At 66.1% G+C, this 17,476-nt stretch carries 13 protein-coding genes; 5 read left to right on the plus strand and 8 right to left on the minus strand.

Annotated features, from left to right (window positions below):
• The first annotated feature begins 142 nt into the window (after positions 1 to 142).
• From ACSION_RS10145 to ACSION_RS10155, 3 genes are read left to right on the plus strand one after another with little or no spacing between them, the layout of a single operon-like run.
• Complete coding sequence (locus tag ACSION_RS10145; protein WP_093485828.1) at positions 143 to 1,285, plus strand: efflux RND transporter periplasmic adaptor subunit; 1,143 nt, start codon at positions 143 to 145, stop codon at positions 1,283 to 1,285.
• On the plus strand, positions 1,282 to 4,797 hold the full coding sequence (locus ACSION_RS10150) for an efflux RND transporter permease subunit (RefSeq protein ID WP_435305871.1): 3,516 nt from the start codon (positions 1,282 to 1,284) through the stop codon (positions 4,795 to 4,797). Before ACSION_RS10145 ends, ACSION_RS10150 begins: the two co-directional genes overlap by 4 nt.
• Positions 4,794 to 7,904 (plus strand): efflux RND transporter permease subunit, encoded by a 3,111-nt coding sequence (locus tag ACSION_RS10155; protein ID WP_435305872.1) that lies wholly within the window; start codon positions 4,794 to 4,796, stop codon positions 7,902 to 7,904. The genes ACSION_RS10150 and ACSION_RS10155 overlap by 4 nt, the downstream gene beginning before the upstream one ends.
• Before the next feature lie 61 nt (positions 7,905 to 7,965).
• On the opposite strand, the gene ACSION_RS10160 is transcribed toward ACSION_RS10155, so the two are convergent.
• From ACSION_RS10160 to ykgO, 8 genes are all read right to left on the minus strand, one after another.
• Entirely contained in the window at positions 7,966 to 9,198 is a 1,233-nt protein-coding gene (locus ACSION_RS10160; RefSeq protein WP_093485834.1) for a TraB/GumN family protein, read from the minus strand.
• Positions 9,199 to 9,202: 4 nt separating this feature from the next.
• Positions 9,203 to 9,733, minus strand: coding sequence for a GNAT family N-acetyltransferase (locus tag ACSION_RS10165; RefSeq protein ID WP_435305873.1), 531 nt, complete (start codon positions 9,731 to 9,733; stop codon positions 9,203 to 9,205).
• 9 nt (positions 9,734 to 9,742) lie between these two features.
• Entirely contained in the window at positions 9,743 to 10,627 is an 885-nt protein-coding gene (locus ACSION_RS10170; RefSeq protein WP_435305874.1) for a carbon-nitrogen hydrolase, read from the minus strand.
• Between the two features lie 93 nt (positions 10,628 to 10,720).
• A complete protein-coding gene (locus tag ACSION_RS10175) occupies positions 10,721 to 12,040 on the minus strand; it encodes an NTP/NDP exchange transporter (protein ID WP_435305875.1) in 1,320 nt (439 codons plus the stop codon).
• Positions 12,041 to 12,047: 7 nt separating this feature from the next.
• Positions 12,048 to 12,995 (minus strand): aldo/keto reductase, encoded by a 948-nt coding sequence (locus ACSION_RS10180; protein ID WP_435305876.1) that lies wholly within the window; start codon positions 12,993 to 12,995, stop codon positions 12,048 to 12,050.
• Between the two features lie 122 nt (positions 12,996 to 13,117).
• Positions 13,118 to 14,149 carry an agmatine deiminase family protein gene (locus tag ACSION_RS10185; RefSeq protein ID WP_435305877.1) on the minus strand — a complete coding sequence of 344 codons (1,032 nt, stop codon included), beginning with the start codon at positions 14,147 to 14,149 and terminating at the stop codon, positions 13,118 to 13,120.
• 32 nt (positions 14,150 to 14,181) lie between these two features.
• The gene (locus tag ACSION_RS10190; RefSeq protein WP_056878655.1) at positions 14,182 to 14,508 is read right to left on the minus strand and encodes a hypothetical protein; all 327 of its coding nucleotides are present in this window, start codon (positions 14,506 to 14,508) and stop codon (positions 14,182 to 14,184) included.
• Between the two features lie 122 nt (positions 14,509 to 14,630).
• Positions 14,631 to 14,756: a type B 50S ribosomal protein L36 gene (gene ykgO / locus ACSION_RS10195; RefSeq protein ID WP_010342887.1), complete on the minus strand. Its 126-nt coding sequence runs from the start codon at positions 14,754 to 14,756 to the stop codon at positions 14,631 to 14,633.
• 173 nt (positions 14,757 to 14,929) lie between these two features.
• Between ykgO and cmk the strand changes: the two genes are divergently transcribed.
• Entirely contained in the window at positions 14,930 to 15,607 is a 678-nt protein-coding gene (gene cmk, locus ACSION_RS10200) for a (d)CMP kinase (RefSeq protein WP_435305878.1), read from the plus strand.
• A gap of 128 nt (positions 15,608 to 15,735) precedes the next feature.
• A complete protein-coding gene (gene rpsA / locus ACSION_RS10205; RefSeq protein WP_435305879.1) occupies positions 15,736 to 17,451 on the plus strand; it encodes a 30S ribosomal protein S1 in 1,716 nt (571 codons plus the stop codon).
• The last annotated feature ends 25 nt before the right edge of the window (positions 17,452 to 17,476 follow it).

Genomic DNA, 17,476 nt, shown 5'->3' on the forward strand with positions numbered 1-17,476 from the left:
TTCCATCGCTCCCGCGCATCGAAGGCTGGAGCCCCGAACACGACGCCCGACGCAAGTCACCATGACCTTCGGCGCATGGAAGTTGTTCAGGGGTGATATACCTTCATACAACACCACCACAACACCACCACGGTACCACCCCATGTCCCGACCCAGCCCCCTTTCCGGCCGTCCCTACCTGCGCCTGGCCCTGGTGCCTGTCCTGTGCAGCCTGCTGGTCCTGACCGCCTGCAAGGGCGGCGGCCCGACCCCGGAGGCTCAGGCCAAGAACGGCGAGGCCCCGAAGGAGCCCGATGCGGTGCCGGTCGAGGTCGCGAAGGCCACCCATCGCCCGGTCGCGGCCAGCTATAGCGGCACCGCGGCACTGGAGGCGCTGGGCGAGTCCCAGGTGGTCGCCAAGACCTCCGGCGTGGCGCTGGCCGTCCTGGTGGAAGAAGGGCAGGTGGTGCGTGCCGGGCAGGCGCTGGTCCGGCTGGACCCCGATCGCCTGCGCTTGCAGGTGGCGCAGGCCGAAGCCCAGATGCGCAAGCTGGAGAACAACTACCGCCGCGCGCAGCAGTTGGTCGAACAGCAGATGATCAGCGCCAACGACGTCGACCAGATCAAGTACGACCTGGAGAACGCGCGTGCCGTCTATCGTGCCGCCGCGCTGGAACTGTCCTACACCACGGTCACCGCGCCGATCTCCGGCGTGGTCGCCTCGCGCTCGATCAAGACGGGCAACTTCGTCCAGATCAACACGCCGATCATCCGCGTCGTCGACCAATCGCGCCTGGAAGCCACGCTCAACGTGCCCGAACGCGAGCTCTCCACGCTGAAGGCCGGCCAGCCGGTCGCGCTGGCGGTCGACGCGTTGCGTGGCAAGGTGTTCCAGGGCACCGTCGACCGCATCGCGCCGGTCGTCGATGCGGGCAGCGGTACGTTCCGCGTGGTGTGCTCGTTCGCCAGCGACGGCGTGCTGCAGCCGGGCATGTTCGGCCGCATCAAGATCGATTACGACCAGCGCGCCGACGCCCTGGTGGTGCCGCGCGTCGCGCTGCTTGACGATGGCGACCCGGCGGTCTACGCAGTGCGTAGCGGCAAGGCGACGCGCGTGCCGGTCAAGCTGGGCTACGTGGACGGCGAGTGGATCGAAGTGCGCGAAGGCCTCAAGGCCGGCGACCAGGTCGTGACCGCCGGCAAGGTAGCGCTGCGTGAAGGCAGCACGGTGCAGGTGATCGGCGCTGAGCCGGCCAAGGTGGCCGCCAAGGCCGACGCCGACAAGACCGCCGGAACCAAGCAATGAGCGCGCCCGGCCACGCACCCGGGGAGCAGGATCCCCACGCAGGGAGTGGTGGCACGCTGGGGGGAGGACTCGTCGAGTTCTCCACCCGCCGTCGCGTCACCATCGCGATGTTCTGGATCACGATGTTCCTGTTCGGCGTGATCGCGCTGGGCTCGCTGAAGGTCAACCTGCTGCCCGACCTGAGCTATCCCACGCTCACGGTACGCACCGAGTACACCGGTGCGGCGCCTTCGGAAATCGAAACCCTCATCAGCGAACCGGTGGAAGAAGCCGTCGGTGTCGTGAAGAACCTGCGCAAGCTGAAGTCGGTCTCGCGTACCGGCCAGAGCGACGTCGTGCTCGAGTTCGCCTGGGGCACGGACATGGACCAGGCCAGCCTGGAAGTCCGCGACAAGATGGAAGTGCTGTCGCTGCCGCTGGAGGCGAAGGCGCCGGTGCTGCTGCGCTTCAACCCCTCCACCGAGCCGATCCTGCGCCTGGTGCTGTCGAACAAGCAGGACCCGAAGAACGACGCGGATTCGATCCGCCTGCTGACCGAGTTGCGCCGTTACGCCGACGATGACCTGAAGAAGAAGCTCGAGCCCGTCACCGGCGTGGCCGCGGTGAAGGTCGGCGGTGGCCTGGAAGACGAGATCCAGGTCGATATCGACCAGCAGAAGCTGGCGCAGCTCAACCTGCCGATCGATACCGTCATCCAGCGCCTGCAGCAGGAGAACATCAACATCTCCGGCGGCCGCCTGGAAGAAGGCTCGCAGCGTTACCTGGTGCGTACGGTCAACCAGTTCGCGACGGTCAACGAGATCCGCGAAATGCTGGTGACCACGCAGAGCGGCGGCGACAACGCCGCGGCGTCGGCCGCGGCGCAGATGGCGGCAATCGCCGCTTCCACTGGCTCGGCCGAGGCCATGGCCGCGGCGGCATCGGTGCAGAGCGCGTCGGGCGGCGGCGGCAGTGTCGTCGCCGGCGGCATGCCCGTGCGCCTCAAGGACGTGGCCGACGTGAAGCAGGGCTTCAAGGAACGCGAGGCGATCATCCGCCTGGCGGGCAAGGAAGCGGTCGAACTCGCCATCTACAAGGAAGGCGACGCGAACACCGTCTCCACCGCCGAGGCCCTGAAGGCCAAGCTGGAGCAGCTGAAGCAGCAGGTTCCGCCGGATGTCGAACTGACGATCATCGACGACCAATCGTTGTTCATCGAGCACGCCATCAGCGACGTCAAGAAGGACGCGGTGATCGGCGGCGCGCTGGCCATCCTGATCATCTTCCTGTTCCTGCGCGATGGCTGGAGCACCTTCGTCATCAGCCTGTCGCTGCCGGTGTCGATCGTGACCACGTTCTTCTTCATGGGCGAACTGGGCCTGAGCCTCAACGTCATGTCGCTGGGCGGCCTGGCGCTGGCCACGGGCCTGGTGGTGGACGACTCCATCGTGGTGCTGGAGAGCATCGCCAAGGCGCGCGAACGCGGGCTGGGCATCCTCGAAGCGGCCATGGTAGGCACGCGCGAAGTAAGCATGGCGGTGGTGGCGTCGACGCTGACGACCATCGCGGTGTTCCTGCCGCTGGTGTTCGTGCAGGGCATCGCCGGACAGCTGTTCCGCGACCAGGCGCTCACGGTGGCCATCGCCATCGGCATCTCGCTGATCGTGTCGATGACGCTGATCCCCATGCTCAGTTCGCTTAAGGGACGCCCGCCGCTCGCGTTCCCGGACGAAGCCCCGCATCCGCAATGGAAGCCCGCCTCGCGCTGGCAGAAGCCGATCGCGGCCAGTGGTCATGGCATTGGCGCGACGTTCCGCTACGCATTCTTCGGCATCGCCTGGCTGGTCGTGCGCATCTGGCGCGGCGTGGTGGCCGTGGTGGGGCCGGTCATGCGCAAGGCCTCCGACCTGACGATGGCGCCGTACCATCGCGCCGAGTCCGGCTACATGCGCCTGCTGCCGGCCTCGCTGCAGCGCCCTTGGCTGGTGCTGGGTTTCGCGGCGGCCGCATTCTTCGCGTCGCTGGCGATGGTGCCGTTGCTGGGCGCGGACCTGATCCCGCAGCTGGCGCAGGATCGTTTCGAAATGACCGTCAAGCTGCCGCCAGGTACGCCGCTGGCGAAAACCGACGCCCTGGTGCGCGAGTTGCAGAACAAGCACGCCAAGGCCGAGGGCATCCATGCGCTGTACGGCGTGAGCGGCAGCGGTACGCGCCTTGACGCCAATCCCACCGAGAGCGGCGAGAACATCGGCAAGCTCACCGTGGTGATGGCCAATGGTGGCAACGAGGCGATCGAGGCTCGCGAGACCGAAGCGCTGCGCTCGACGATGAAGAACCATCCCGGCGCGCAGGTCGACTTCAGCCGCCCGGAGCTCTTCAGCTTCTCCGCGCCGCTGGAAGTCGAATTGCGCGGACAGGACCTGGCCAGCATCGAGCGCGCGGGCCAGAAGCTGGCGGCGCTGTTGCGTGCCAACCCGCACTACGCCGACGTCAAGTCGACGGTCGAGCAGGGCTTCCCCGAGATCCAGATCCGCTTCGACCAGGAACGTGCCGGTGCACTGGGCCTGACGACGCGCCAGATCGCGGACGTGGTGGTGAAGAAGGTGCGCGGCGAAGTGGCCACGCGCTACAGCTTCCGTGACCGCAAGATCGACGTGCTGGTGCGCGCGCAGGAGAACGATCGCGCGTCGGTGGAGAGCATCCGCCGCCTGATCGTCAACCCCGGCAGCGCCCGCCCGGTAACGCTGTCCGCGGTCGCCGACGTGGTGTCCACCAGCGGCCCCAGCGAGATCCACCGTGCCGACCAGGTGCGCGTGGCCATCGTGTCGGCCAACCTGCGCGATACCGACCTGGGTAGCGCGGTGCAGGAAGTGCAGAAGCTCGTGGCGGAGAACCCGCTGGGTGCCGGCGTGGGCATGCACATCGGCGGCCAGGGCGAGGAACTGCAGGAATCCGTCAACTCGCTGCTGTTCGCGTTCGGTCTGGCCGTGTTCCTGGTGTACCTGGTGATGGCGTCGCAGTTCGAGTCGCTGCTGCATCCGTTCGTCATCCTGTTCACCATTCCGCTAGCCCTCGTGGGTGCGATCGGTGCGCTGTTCCTGACCAATTCGCCGGTCTCGGTAGTGGTGTTCATTGGTCTGATCCTGCTGGTCGGCCTGGTGACGAAGAACGCCATCATCCTGATCGACAAGGTCAACCAGTTGCGCGAGGCCGGCGTGGCCAAGCGCGAGGCATTGGTGGAAGGCGCACGCTCGCGCCTGCGTCCGATCATCATGACCACGCTGTGCACGCTGTTCGGCTTCCTGCCGCTGGCGATCGCGCCGCTGTTCGGAAGCCCGGGCGCGGAAGTGCGCTCGCCGATGGCGATCACCGTGATCGGCGGCCTGCTGGTATCGACGTTGCTCACGCTGCTGGTCATCCCGGTGGTCTACGACCTGCTGGACCGCCGTGCGGACGAGTACTACCTGGAGCGCGGTCGTCGCGCCCGCCGCCTGCAGGCCCTGCAGCCCGACGGCGAGGGTGAACCCGCATGAGCGTCGCGGAGTTCAGCATCAAGCGACCCGTCACGGCGGTGATGTTCTTCATCTCGCTGTTCGTGATCGGCCTGATCGCAGCGATCCGACTGCCGCTGGAAGCCTTCCCCGAGGTCTCGCCGCCCTTCATCTTCGTGTCGCTGCCCTACACGGGCTCGACACCGGAAGAAGTGGAGCGCACGGTGCTGCGCCCGGCGGAAGAAGCGCTGTCGACGATGGCCGGCATCAAGCGCATGGAGTCCAACGCCAAGGCGGAGGGCGCCCAGATCTTCATCCAGTTCTCTGACTGGGATCGCGACGTGGCGATCGCTGCGTCGGAGGCGCGCGAGCGCCTGGATGCGATCCGCGACGACCTGCCTGACGACCTGCAGCGCTACTTCGTCTTCAAGTTCTCCACCACCGACCAGCCCGTGTTGCGGGTACGCCTGGCCAGCAAGACCGACCTGACCGGCGCGTACGACATGATCGAGCGCGAGTTCAAGCGCCGCATCGAACGCATCCCGGGCGTCGCGCGCGTGGACGTGTCCGGCGCGCCGCCGAATGAAGTCGAGATCGCGATCAACCAGGATCGGCTGACGGCGCACAACCTCAGCCTCAATGACCTCACCGCGAGGCTACAGGCGGTCAATTTCTCGATCTCGGCGGGCGTGATCAGTGATGGCCCGCAGCGGCTGCGCGTGCAGCCGGTGGGCGAGCTGACCGACCTGCAGCAGCTGCGCGATCTGGTGGTCGGCAGCGGCAACGTGCGGTTGGGCGATATCGCCGACGTGCGCCTGAAGCCGGCACGGATGGACTACGGTCGTCGCCTGGACGGCCAGCCGGCGGTCGGCCTGGACATCTTCAAGGAGCGCAACGCGAATCTCGTCGACGTGTCGAGCAAGGCGCTGGCCGAAGTCGAGGCCATCCGTGCCCAGCCAGAGATGAGCGACATCCAGGTCAAGATCATCGAGAACCAGGGCGACAACGTCACCTCGTCGCTGCTCGAATTGGCCGAAGCCGGCGTGATCGGCCTGGTGCTGTCCATCGTCGTGCTGTGGTTCTTTCTGCGTCATTGGCCGTCGGTGTCGATGGTGACGCTGGCCATTCCGATCTGCTTCGTGATGACGCTGGGCTTCATGTACTTCGCCGGCGTGACCTTGAACATCCTGTCGATGATGGGCTTGCTGCTGGCCATCGGCATGCTGGTGGACAACGCCGTGGTGGTGGTCGAAAGCATCTACCAGGAGCGCGAGAAGTATCCCGACAATCCCATCTGGGCCTCGATCGTCGGTACGCGCCACGTGGCGATCGCGTTGTCGGCGGGTACGCTGTGCCACTGCATCGTGTTCGTGCCCAACCTGTTCGGTGAGCGGAACTTCCTCAGCATCTACCTGGGCCAGATCGCGATCACCATCTCGGTGTCGCTGTTGGCCTCGTGGCTGGTGGCGGTGAGCCTGATCCCGATGATCTCCGCGCGGTTGAAGACCCCGCCGCTGGTGAAGACGGAGAAAGGCATCATCCCGCGCATGCAGAATCGCTACGCCCGCTTGCTGCGCTGGACGCTGGAGCATCGCGGCTGGAGCGTGCTCGGCATCCTGCTGATCATCGTCGTCAGCTTCGTGCCGATGAAGCTCACCAAGTTCGACATGTTCGGCAACGATGGTGGTGGCGAGGCGGAGCTCTACTACCAGTGGAAGGGCGCCTACACCAAGGAGCAGATGTCGGCCGAGATCCTCAAGGTCGAGCAGTTCCTGGATACCAATCGCAAGAAGTACCGCATCACCCAGGTCTACTCGTACTTCAGCGAGCAAGGCTGGGGTGGCACCCAGATCAAGTTCGATACGGAGAAATCGAGCGAGACCAAGCCGATCGTCGAGCAGTTGCGCAAGGACCTGCCGAAGTCGGCACGTGCCAACATCGGCATCGGCGGCGATGGCGGCAACCAGGGCGGCGGTGGCCAGCCCGGCCAGAGCGTGTCGTTCCAGCTGGTGGGTGATTCCACCCAGACGTTGGGTGAAATCGCGGCCGAGCTGGTGCCGATCCTCGCCAAGCGCAAGGAACTGCGCGACGTCCGCGTCGATGTCGGCGACCAGAACAGCGAGCTCAACGTGCGTGTCGATCGCGAACGTGCGGCGGCCTTCGGCTTCAGTTCGCAGCAGGTGGCGAGCTTCGTCGGCGTGGCACTCCGCGGCGCTCCGCTACGCGAGTTCCGCCGTGGCGAGACCGAAGTGCCGGTGTGGGTGCGTTTCGCAGGCGCCGAGGATTACGGCACCGAGGATCTGGCCGGCTTCATGGTGCGCGCACCTGACGGTCGCACGGTGCCTTTGCTGAGCCTGGTGGACGTGGGCATCACGCCGTCGGCCACGCAGATCCAGCGTACCAATCGGCAGACCACGCTGACGGTGCAGGCCAACCTGGCCGAGAAGGTCACGGTGCCGGATGCGCGCAAGGCCATGGAGGAGACGCTGAAGGGCATGTCGTTCCCGGCAGGCTACAGCTACTCGTTCGACGGCAGCGCCTTCCAGGAGGACGATGAGGCGATGGGGCAGATGATGTTCAATCTGCTGATCGCCCTGGTGATGATCTACATCGTCATGGCCGCGGTGTTCGAATCGCTGCTGTTCCCGGCAGCGATCATGAGCGGCGTGCTGTTCTCGGTGTTCGGCGTGTTCTGGCTGTTCGCGCTGACCGGTACCACGTTCGGCATCATGTCATTCATCGGCATCCTGGTGCTGATGGGCGTGGTGGTGAACAACGGCATCGTCATGGTCGAGCACATCAACAACCTGCGGCGGCGTGGCATGTCGCGGACCGATGCGCTGGTTGAAGGCAGTCGCGAGCGGCTACGCCCGATCCTGATGACGATGGGTACGGCGATCCTGGCGATGGTGCCGATCGCGATGGCCAACACGCAGATGGCAGGCGACGGCCCGGCTTACGCGCCGATGGCCCGTGCGATCGCCGGCGGCCTGGCGTTCTCGACCGTGGTCAGCCTGCTGTTCCTGCCGACCATCTACGCGATCCTCGATGACCTGCGCAGCGGTACCGCCCGGGCCATCAAGCGGGCGCAGGGTCGACGGGCGGATGCGCCGACGGCAGCGAGCGTGGCGGCACTGCACGTCGAATGATGCAGGCGCTGGAATGAAAAGAGCCGGGCAATGCCCGGCTCTTTTTTTGCTGGAATCGGCGTCAGCCGACCAACTTGCCCAGCATCCTCAAACCGCCGGTCCATACGCCAATGGCGGTACCCAGGCTGGTGAGGAAGAAGTTCAGCAGGACACGCGCGACGCGATTCTTCCACCAGCCACGCGTGGTCTGCACGTCGTCGCGCAGCGCCATGAAGTCTGCGTAGGTCGGCTTGCGCAGCGTCGCTTCTACGAAGGCGCTGACGGTGCCCGAAGCCAGTGCGGGATGCAGCGGCGTCAACGGCGATGCGATGAACGCCGCGAGGATGCTCAGCGGATGCCCGCCGGCGATCGCACAGCCGAGCGCGCCCAGCAGGCCGGTGGCCAGCACCCACTGCACCAGCAGGTCGGAGCCGACGTCCACGCCACCCTGCCAGAAGCCCCAGGCGAAGCCGCCGACCAGGAACGCGCCGATGATCAACTCCATCCACGGCATGCGCGACTTGGGTTTCACCGTCTCCAGCGAGCGGCGGAGCTGTGCGGGGTCTTCCGCGTCGTCCTTCAGGTGGCGGACGAGGCCGGGCAGGTGGCCGGCGCCGACCACCGCCAGCACACGATAGGGCGAACCCTGGCCGGTGGGTGCGTTGGCGGCCACTTGGCGCAGCGCGGAAGCCATGTACTGATCGCGCTCGGCGATGATGGTGCTGTACAGCTGTGGGCTCTCCGTCGCGAACTCGCCGAAGCTCGATTCCAGCATGTCGCCCTGCTTGAGCTTCTCGATCTCGTCGTCGCCCACTTCCTCATCGGCGAACATGCTGGCGAGGATGCCGGCGCCCACTTTGGTGCGTTGCCACCAGCCCAGCGACTGCAGCGCGCGCTTGAAGGTCAGGCCGACTTCCCGGTCGATCAGGTGCACCGGCAGGCCGCGCGCCTGCGCGTCCAGCGCGCCGGCCTTCAATTCTTCGCCGGGCTCGACGCCCAGTTGTTCGGCCAACCGCCGCTGGTAGGCGGCCAGCGCCAGATTGGCGGCGAACAGATGCGTCTTGCCTTCGCGGATCACCTTCACCAGGTCCAGCCGCGCGAGCGTATCGGGATCGGTCAGCGACTGCAGGCGGCCGGCATCCAGCTCGACCGCGACGCTGTCGTAATCACCGCTGGCCACGGCGGCGCGCACGGCATCCACGCTGGCGCGGGAGACATGCGCCGTGCCCAGCAAGGTGAAGCGTACGCCGTCGCGCTCGACGATCTCGTAGGGTTGGCCCTGCAGCGGGTCGGAGGCGGTATTCGTGTCGGTCATCGTGTCATTCGTCTTGCGGAGGCGCGTCGGTGCCAGCGCCGAGGGTACGTTGCATCTGCACGGTATCCAGCCAGCGGCCGTGCTTCCAGGCGATGCCGCGGAAGATGCCGACCAGGGTGAAGCCGAACTTCTCGTGCAGCCGGATGGAGGCGGTGTTGGTAGGCTCGCCGATCACCGCGATCATCTGCCGGTAGCCACGGGCTTCGCAGGCATCGATCAACGCTTGCATCAACGCGGCGCCGATGCCGCGGCCCTTCAGGCCGGGCACCACGTACACGGAATTCTCGACGGTCTTGCGGTAGCCGATACGGGCGCGGTAGCCGCTGGCATAGGCGTAGCCCGCGAATTGTCCATCCAGTTCGGCCACCAGGTAGGGATAGCCGCCATCGAGCACGGTGCGCATGCGACGCGACATCTCCGCTTCGTCGGGTACGTCGTACTCGTAGGTATTGACGTGCTCGCGGACTTCTGTGGCGTAGAGATCGGAGATCGCCGGCACGTCGGCCGGCGTGGCATCACGAACGATCAGCGGCACGTGCGGGCCTCAGTCGATGTAGCGCTTGAGCAGGTCGCCGTACGCATCGATGCGGCGATCGCGCAGGAACGGCCAGATGCGACGCACATGCTCGCTGCGTTGCAGGTCGACGTCGGCCATCAGGATGGTCTCGTCGCCACCGGCTTCGGCGATGAACTCGCCCTGCGGACCGAGCACATGGCTGTTACCCCAAAACTGGATGCCGGAGGCGCCGAGCGGCGAGGCTTCGTGGCCGACGCGATTGCAGCTCAGGACCGGCAAGCCGTTGGCGACCGCATGGCCGCGATGGCTCAGTACCCATGCATCGCGCTGGCGGTTCTTCTCGCCCTGTTCGTCGTCCGGATCCCAGCCGATCGCGGTCGGATACAGCAGCAGGTCCGCACCGGCCAGCGCCATCAGGCGCGCGGCCTCCGGGTACCACTGGTCCCAGCACACCAGCACGCCGAGGCGGCCGACGGAGGTATCGATCGGCGTGAAGCCGATGTCGCCCGGCGTGAAGTAGAACTTCTCGTAGAAGCCCGGGTCGTCCGGGATGTGCATCTTGCGGTACTTGCCCGCGATGCTGCCGTCCTTTTCGTAGACCACGGCGGTGTTGTGGTACAGGCCCGCGGCACGACGCTCGAACAGCGACGACACGAGCACCACGCCGTGCTGCTTGGCGAGCTTGCCCAGGCGCTCGGTGCTCGGGCCGGGGATGGGTTCGGCCAGGTCGAATTCCCGTACCGATTCGTGCTGGCAGAAGTAGGCGCCGTTGTGCAGTTCCTGCAGCAGCACGAGCCGCGCGCCGCGCTTGGCGGCTTCGGTCACGCGCGCTTCGATCACCGACAGGTTGGCGTCGGCATCGCCGTGGTTCTTTTCCTGGATCAGGGCGACGGGCAGGGTGGTGCGGTTCATCGGGCGCGGTCGGGCAGCGGCGGGGAAGGGGACGCATGGTACCGCGTCCACCCTTCACGCAGGCGCACGCGGCGTGAACACGCCGTGCCGCGCTCAGGACGTCGCGGCCCGCTCGCGACGGCGGTGCTGGCGGCCCAGCGCCAGGCCGGTCATGGCCCATGCCAACGCCACCCCCGTGCCGATCAGCATGGCGGCGGCGGGGTGCTCGGCGAGCACGTCCAGCGCTCGCTTCACCCAGCCGCTCAGTGCATCGCCACCGCGGTACACCACGGTGTCGATGAAGTTCTTGGCTTTGTATTTCTGCCCGGGCGGCACCATGGTGTAGAGCATCTCGCGGCCCGGGCGGACGAAGGCGTACTCGCCGGCGCGGCGCGCGACCATCACCACCACGAACACGCCGAACACCGGCGCGAGCGCAAGCCAGAGGAAGCCCGCCGCCATCACCAGCGGCACCGCGACCAGCAGCACGCCTACGCCGAGTCGCTGGGCGATGCGGCCGGTGATGAACAACTGGGTGAGGATGGCCAGCGCCTGCACGACAGTATCGATCGTGCCGAAGACGCGGGTTTGTTGCTCCTTGTCGGGGAACAACTGCTCCACCAGTTTGGCTTGTTCGAAATAGAGGAAGGTCGTCACCGTCGCCAGCAGCAGCACGAACAGCGCGATGCCGGCGAGATACGGCGACTTGAAGACTTCGGTGGCACCGGCGAACGGGTTTCCGCCCAGCGGCGCACGTCGTTGCTCGGCGGTGCTGACTCCGCCGTCCTGCAACGGGTTCGCATCGCGCCACTGGTGCAGCCATAGCGCGGTCGCACCACTCGCGCCCATCAGCAGTGCCGACAACAGCATCAGCCCACCATGCCCCAGGCTGCCGACCAGCAGCGTCGTCAGTAGCGGGCCCGCCAAGCCACCCAGGCTCGCGCCGCTGGCGATCAGGGCGAACAGACGCTTGGCCTCGCTGCTGGCCAGTACATCGGCGAGCACGCTCCAGGCGAGCGAGATCAGTAGCAGGTTGATCACCGACACCCAGATATAGAAGCCGCGCGCCAGCCATACGTCGTCCGGCTGCGCCAGCAAGGCCAGGCCGAATGCCAGCAGGCTGGCGACGACCGCACCGAACACCCAGGGCAGGATGCGGCGGCGCGACACCTTCGACGCGATCCAGCCGAACACCGGCAGCACGATGAGCGTGGCCACGAAGGTGCCGGTGAACAACCACTGCAGGTTGTCCACGCCCCCGGTGACGCCCATCGTTTCCCGGATCGGCCGCAACATGAAATAACCGGCGAACAGGAGGAAGAACATCAGCAGGCCGGCGCCCACCGCAGGCGCTTCGTGCGGGGCGACGTTGAACAGCCGTGACAGCAGGCGCGTCAGCGCGCTGCGCGGGGTGAAGTCCGGGGCGTGTGGCATGGAGGGCTCAGGCGAGGGCGGCGATCAGCGCGTCGCGCTGGGCGGAGGTCAGGTCCGGACCGATTCCGGCCTTGAGGTTGTCGGTCTGTCGGTCCGGTTTCCCTGTCGCCGGGATCACCGCCGTGACCGCCGGGTGGCTGAGCGCGAATTTCAGGAACGCCTGCGCCCACGACGTCACCCCGGCCTCGGTCAGCGCAGACGGAACGGGTTTGTCCTTCACTTGCGCGAATAGCTTGCCGTCCTCGAACGCGCGGTTGATCAGCACGGCCACGCCCAGGTCTTGCGCCAACGGCAGTACGCGCTTCTCGGCGCCACGGCTTGCCACCGAATAGTTGATCTGCAGGAAGTCGGGCTTCTCGGCTTGTACGACGTCGGCCAGTTCGTCCTGCGCGCGCTCGACGTAGTGGGTCACGCCTACGTACTTGATCTTGCCTTGAGCTTTCAGTTCGCGCGCCACGGCCATCTGCGTCTTCAGGTCGCCCAGGTTGTGGACCTGCAGCAACGCCACCTTGTCGGTCTTCAGGCGGCGCAGGGTGTCCTCGAACTGCGCCATGCCCGCTTCGCGACCGGTCACGCCGGACAGTTTGGTGGCCAACCAGGCTTTCGTCGTCAGGCCCTGCTCGGCGAGCAAGGTGCCCATGACGTCCTCGGCCACGCTGTAGGTGGGCGCGCTGTCGATCAGCGTGGCGCCGGCGGCGAAGAAGCGTTTGAGCACTTCGCGCAATGGGTCGAGCTCGGCAGGACGTTGACCGACTTCGAAGCTGCCGGAGGTGCCCATGCCGATCACCGGGATCTTCTCGCCGGTCGAGGGGATGGCCCGCGTGTTCAGTGGGCCCGCGGCGGCGGTCGCGCTCGTGGTCGGCGCTTGTGCCTGGGCGGCATCGCGGCAGGCCGCCAAGCCGAGGCCGGCGGCCGCGATCGCGGAGGTGGTGAGGAACTTGCGTCGTGTGTACACGGCCGTCTCCTTCGGGGGAAACGGTCGTTATCGGGGATCAGCCCACGCAGGGTGTAAACGAAACGTTCAATCTGCGCCCAACTGATGTCACGGTGCCACGCGTCGTGGCACGAAGGCGATGCTCAGCCCAGCAGTCCGGCCGGCAGCTGCATGGTGATGCAGTGCAGGCTGCCGTTCTGCCAGATCAGCGCGCGACAGGGCACCTGAACGATCTCGCGGTCCGGATAGGCCTGCGCCAGCACGGCGGCGGCGGCATCGTCCGCGGCGTCGCCGTAGGCCGGCATCAGCACGGCGCCGTTGATGATCAGGTAGTTCGCATACGACGCGGCCAGGCGGCGCCCGTTGTCGATCACCGGCTGGGCCCACGGCAGCGGGAACGCGCGGTACGGGCGGCCGTCGGCCGTGCGCAACGCGGCGATGTCCGCCGCCATGGCCTGCAGCTCCGCGTGGTGCGCGTCGGAAGCGTCATCGCAGGCCTGGTAGACGATGGCATCGTCCGGGGCAAAGCGGGCGAGGGTGTCGATGTGGGCGTCGGTATCGTCGCCCTCCAGGTAGCCATGATCGAGCCACAGCACGCGTTTCTGCTTCAGCCAGCCGGCCAGTTTTTCGGTCAGCACGTCGCGACTGACATCGGGGTGACGCTCGTGCAGGCACTGCCAGGTGGTCAGCAGCGTGCCCGCGCCGTCGGTCTCTATAGCGCCGCCTTCCAGAGCAAAATCAATGCTTTGGACGAAATAGTTATGAAAGAGCTGTAGGCCGGACAATTCGCCCACCAGGCGATCGTCGCGGCTGGCTTCGTACTTGCCGCCCCAGCCGGTGAAGCGGAAATCCAGCAGCTTGAAACGATGCCCGTCGCCCAGCGTGATCGGGCCCGAATCACGCAGCCAGGTGTCGTCGTACTCCGCCGGCACGAAATGCACCTTGTCCATGTCCACGCGCGCAGAGCGCAGGCGCGCTTCGGCATAGGTCTGGAGGTCGTCGTCGGCCACGCAGATGACGGCCGGTTGGAACCGCGTGATGGCGGCGACCAGCGCCACGTAGGTCTCTTCCACGTCCGCTAGGCGGTCGGCCCAGTCGGTGTCGGCATGCGGCCACGCGATCAGGACCGCGGATTGGGGTTCCCACTCCGCGGGGAAGCGAAAGGCATCGGTCATGGCATCAATGTCGCGGCCGCGCCGCGCGGGTGTCAGCGGATGGGGGGCTTCGGGCCGACTTCTTCGGCACTTGCCTTGTTGATCACCACGTCGATGACGCGGCTCTTCTCGAAGTATACGGTGAAACCCGGATACACCCAGCGATGGATCACCGGCCACTGGCGCTTCTGTCCACCGCGCGGCTCCAGCTTTTGCTGCGGGGCGCCGAAACGGGCTTCCACGTCGGCTGCGGTTTGGCCGCGGACGGGTGCGGCGGCAGGGGTTTCCTGCGCACGCTCGACCAGCAGGGTGTCGGCGAACGCCGGGCCGGACAGGCCGAGCAGGGCGATCAAGGGCAGGGCAAGGACGCGACGGCTCATGGTTGGGTTCCCCTAGGTGACCCGCCTTTTATAACAAAAGCCGTAAAACAAAAAACCGCCCGGAGGCGGCTTTCTGCGCTTTGCCTGGGGCGCCGTGAAGCGGCCCGGCAGGCGATCCGTTCTTAGCGCTGACGCGCCTTGAAGCGGGGGTTGGACTTGCAAATCACGAAGACCTTACCGCGGCGGCGGACCACCTTGCAGTCGCGGTGACGGGCCTTCGCCGACTTCAGGGAGGACAGGACCTTCATGAGTTGAAACCTCGGCGTAAATGTATGGGGTGAAGCGAAGCCCGCTATTCTAGCGGCAATTCCATAGCCGGATCAAGCGGTTGCATCGCGTGCTCCGAAAGGCCGCCGCCGGCACCCATCGGCGCCGGGCCGGCGAGCGTCCATAATGAGGCATTCGATCGCTGGAAGCCCCCATGTCCGACCTCGCTCCCGTCCTGACCATCGATGGCCCTTCGGGCGCTGGCAAGGGGACCGTCAGTCGGATCGCCGCCTCGAGGCTGGGCTGGCATTACCTCGATTCCGGGGCGCTTTATCGCGCGGTCGGGGTGGCCGCCAGCTGGGCGGATCTGGACATTTCCGATCCGGCGGCCCTGGTTCGTTGCGCCTTCGACACCCGGGTGAGTTTCCGCGAGACCGAGGCGGGATTGCGCGTGATCGTCGACGATCTGGATGCCACCGACGAGCTTCGTCTGGAAACGACCGGTGCGCTGGCCTCGGCCATCGCGGCTATTCCGGAAGTACGTGCCGCCCTGAAGGAGCGCCAGCGCGCCTTCCGCCAGGCGCCGGGGTTGGTGGCGGACGGGCGCGACATGGGGACGGTCATCTTCCCGGATGCGGTCTATAAGGTGTTCCTGACCGCCAGCGCCGAGGAGCGGGCTGAAAGGCGGTATAAGCAGTTGAAAGACAAAGGGGTTTCAGTCACAATCGACGGTCTGCTACGCGAGATCCTCGCTCGCGACGCCCGTGACGCCCAGCGCACGGTGGCGCCCTTGCGGCCGGCTGATGATGCCGTCCTCATCGACACCACCGGCCTCGGCATCGACGCCGTCGTCGACCGCGTGCTGGCCCTGGTGCCGGTACGCGCGGGCTAGTTCCCGCGTCGCAGAAGGCCCCGTGCGGAATTCTCCGCGCGGTATTCCAACCACAACACTCACGGCCATACGCATCCCGCGCAGGCCGACAACGGGTGGACCGTTGCGCTTTCCGTGCGCACCGGTCTGTGTCATCAACTGAGTATTCAACAATGACCGAATCATTTGCCGAACTGTTTGAACAGAGCCAGACCCAACTGGCCAAGCTGAAGCCGGGCGCGATCGTCACCGGCGTCGTCGTGGAAGTCCGCAACGACGTCGTGGTGATCAACGCTGGTCTGAAGTCCGAAGGCATCGTGCCGATCGAACAGTTCCGGAACGACGCCGGCGAAATCGACGTGGGCGTGGGCGACGAAGTGAAGGTGGCCCTCGACTCGATCGAGAACGGCTTCGGCGAAACCGTCCTCTCGCGCGAGAAAGCCAAGCGCGCCATGGTGTGGGACGAGCTGGAGCAGGCGCTGGAGAAGAACGAAACCATCACCGGCCGCATCAGCGGCAAGGTCAAGGGTGGTTTCACCGTCGACATCAAGGACGTCCGCGCGTTCCTGCCGGGCTCGCTGGTCGACGTGCGTCCCGTGCGCGACCCGGGCTACCTGGAAGGCAAGGAGCTGGAGTTCAAGCTCATCAAGCTGGATCGCAAGCGCAACAATGTGGTCGTCTCCCGCCGTGCGGTGGTAGAGAGCGAGCATTCGGAAGAGCGCGAGCAGCTGATGGACAAGCTGCAGGAAGGCGTGGTGCTGAAGGGTGTGGTCAAGAACCTCACCGATTACGGCGCATTCGTCGACCTGGGTGGCATCGATGGCCTGCTGCACATCACCGACATGGCATGGAAGCGCGTGCGTCATCCGTCCGAAGTCGTGGAAGTCGGCCAGGAGCTGGACGTCCGCGTGCTGAAGTACGACCGTGAGCGCAACCGCGTCTCGCTGGGCCTGAAGCAGCTGGGCGAGGATCCGTGGGACAACATCGCTCGTCGTTACCCGGCCAACAGCCGCGTGTTCGGCAAGGTCTCCAACGTCACCGATTACGGCGCGTTCGTCGAGATCGAGCCGGGCGTCGAAGGCCTGGTGCACGTCTCCGAGATGGACTGGACCAACAAGAACGTCAACCCGTCCAAGGTCGTGCAGGTCGGCGACGAAGTCGAAGTGATGGTGCTGGACGTCGATGAAGAGCGTCGCCGCATCTCGCTGGGCATGAAGCAGGTCGCTGCCAACCCGTGGGAGACCTTCGCGGCCACCCACAAGAAGGGTGACAAGGTGTCGGGCCAGATCAAGTCGATCACCGACTTCGGCATCTTCATCGGCCTGGACGGCGGTATCGATGGCCTGATCCACCTGTCGGACATCAGCTGGAACACCACCGGCGAAGACGTTGTGCGCAACTTCAAGAAGGGCGACAACCTGGATGCCGTGGTGCTGGCCGTCGACCCGGAGCGCGAGCGCATCAGCCTGGGCGTCAAGCAGCTGGAGCAGGATCCGTTCGGCCAGTACATGGCGTCGCACCCGAAGGGCACGAAGGTCGAAGGCACGGTCAAGGAAGTGGACGCCAAGGGCGCCACGATCGAGCTGGCCGATGGCATCGAGGGCTATGTTTCGGCCCGCGACATCAGCTACGACCGCGTGGACGACGCCAGCCAGCACCTGAAGGTCGGCGACAAGGTCGAAGCCAAGTTCATCGGCATGGACCGCAAGGGTCGCACGCTGCAGCTGTCGATCAAGGCCAAGGACGAAGCCGAGACCGCCGAAGCGCTGGCCGAGTACAACAAGACCGCCGCTGAAGCCGCTACCGGTACCACCAGCCTGGGCGCGCTGCTGCGTGCACAGCTGGATGGCGGCAAGTCCGAGTAATCGGCTACCTGTCGTTCGTTTCCCT

The organism is Pseudoxanthomonas sp. LjRoot125 (genome assembly GCF_964252705.1).
GTDB lineage: Bacteria > Pseudomonadota > Gammaproteobacteria > Xanthomonadales > Xanthomonadaceae > Pseudoxanthomonas_A.

Excerpts from the sequence above, each read along its gene's own strand:
- ACSION_RS10145 (WP_093485828.1), top strand. The coding sequence starts at position 143 with ATGTCCCGACCCAGCCCCCTTTCCGGCCGTCCCTACCTGCGCCTGGCC.
- ACSION_RS10150 (WP_435305871.1), top strand. The coding sequence starts at position 1,282 with ATGAGCGCGCCCGGCCACGCACCCGGGGAGCAGGATCCCCACGCAGGG.
- ACSION_RS10155 (WP_435305872.1), top strand. The coding sequence starts at position 4,794 with ATGAGCGTCGCGGAGTTCAGCATCAAGCGACCCGTCACGGCGGTGATG.
- ACSION_RS10160 (WP_093485834.1), bottom strand. The coding sequence starts at position 9,198 with ATGACCGACACGAATACCGCCTCCGACCCGCTGCAGGGCCAACCCTAC.
- ACSION_RS10170 (WP_435305874.1), bottom strand. The coding sequence starts at position 10,627 with ATGAACCGCACCACCCTGCCCGTCGCCCTGATCCAGGAAAAGAACCAC.
- ACSION_RS10175 (WP_435305875.1), bottom strand. The coding sequence starts at position 12,040 with ATGCCACACGCCCCGGACTTCACCCCGCGCAGCGCGCTGACGCGCCTG.
- ACSION_RS10185 (WP_435305877.1), bottom strand. The coding sequence starts at position 14,149 with ATGACCGATGCCTTTCGCTTCCCCGCGGAGTGGGAACCCCAATCCGCG.
- ACSION_RS10190 (WP_056878655.1), bottom strand. The coding sequence starts at position 14,508 with ATGAGCCGTCGCGTCCTTGCCCTGCCCTTGATCGCCCTGCTCGGCCTG.
- ykgO (WP_010342887.1), bottom strand. The coding sequence starts at position 14,756 with ATGAAGGTCCTGTCCTCCCTGAAGTCGGCGAAGGCCCGTCACCGCGAC.
- cmk (WP_435305878.1), top strand. The coding sequence starts at position 14,930 with ATGTCCGACCTCGCTCCCGTCCTGACCATCGATGGCCCTTCGGGCGCT.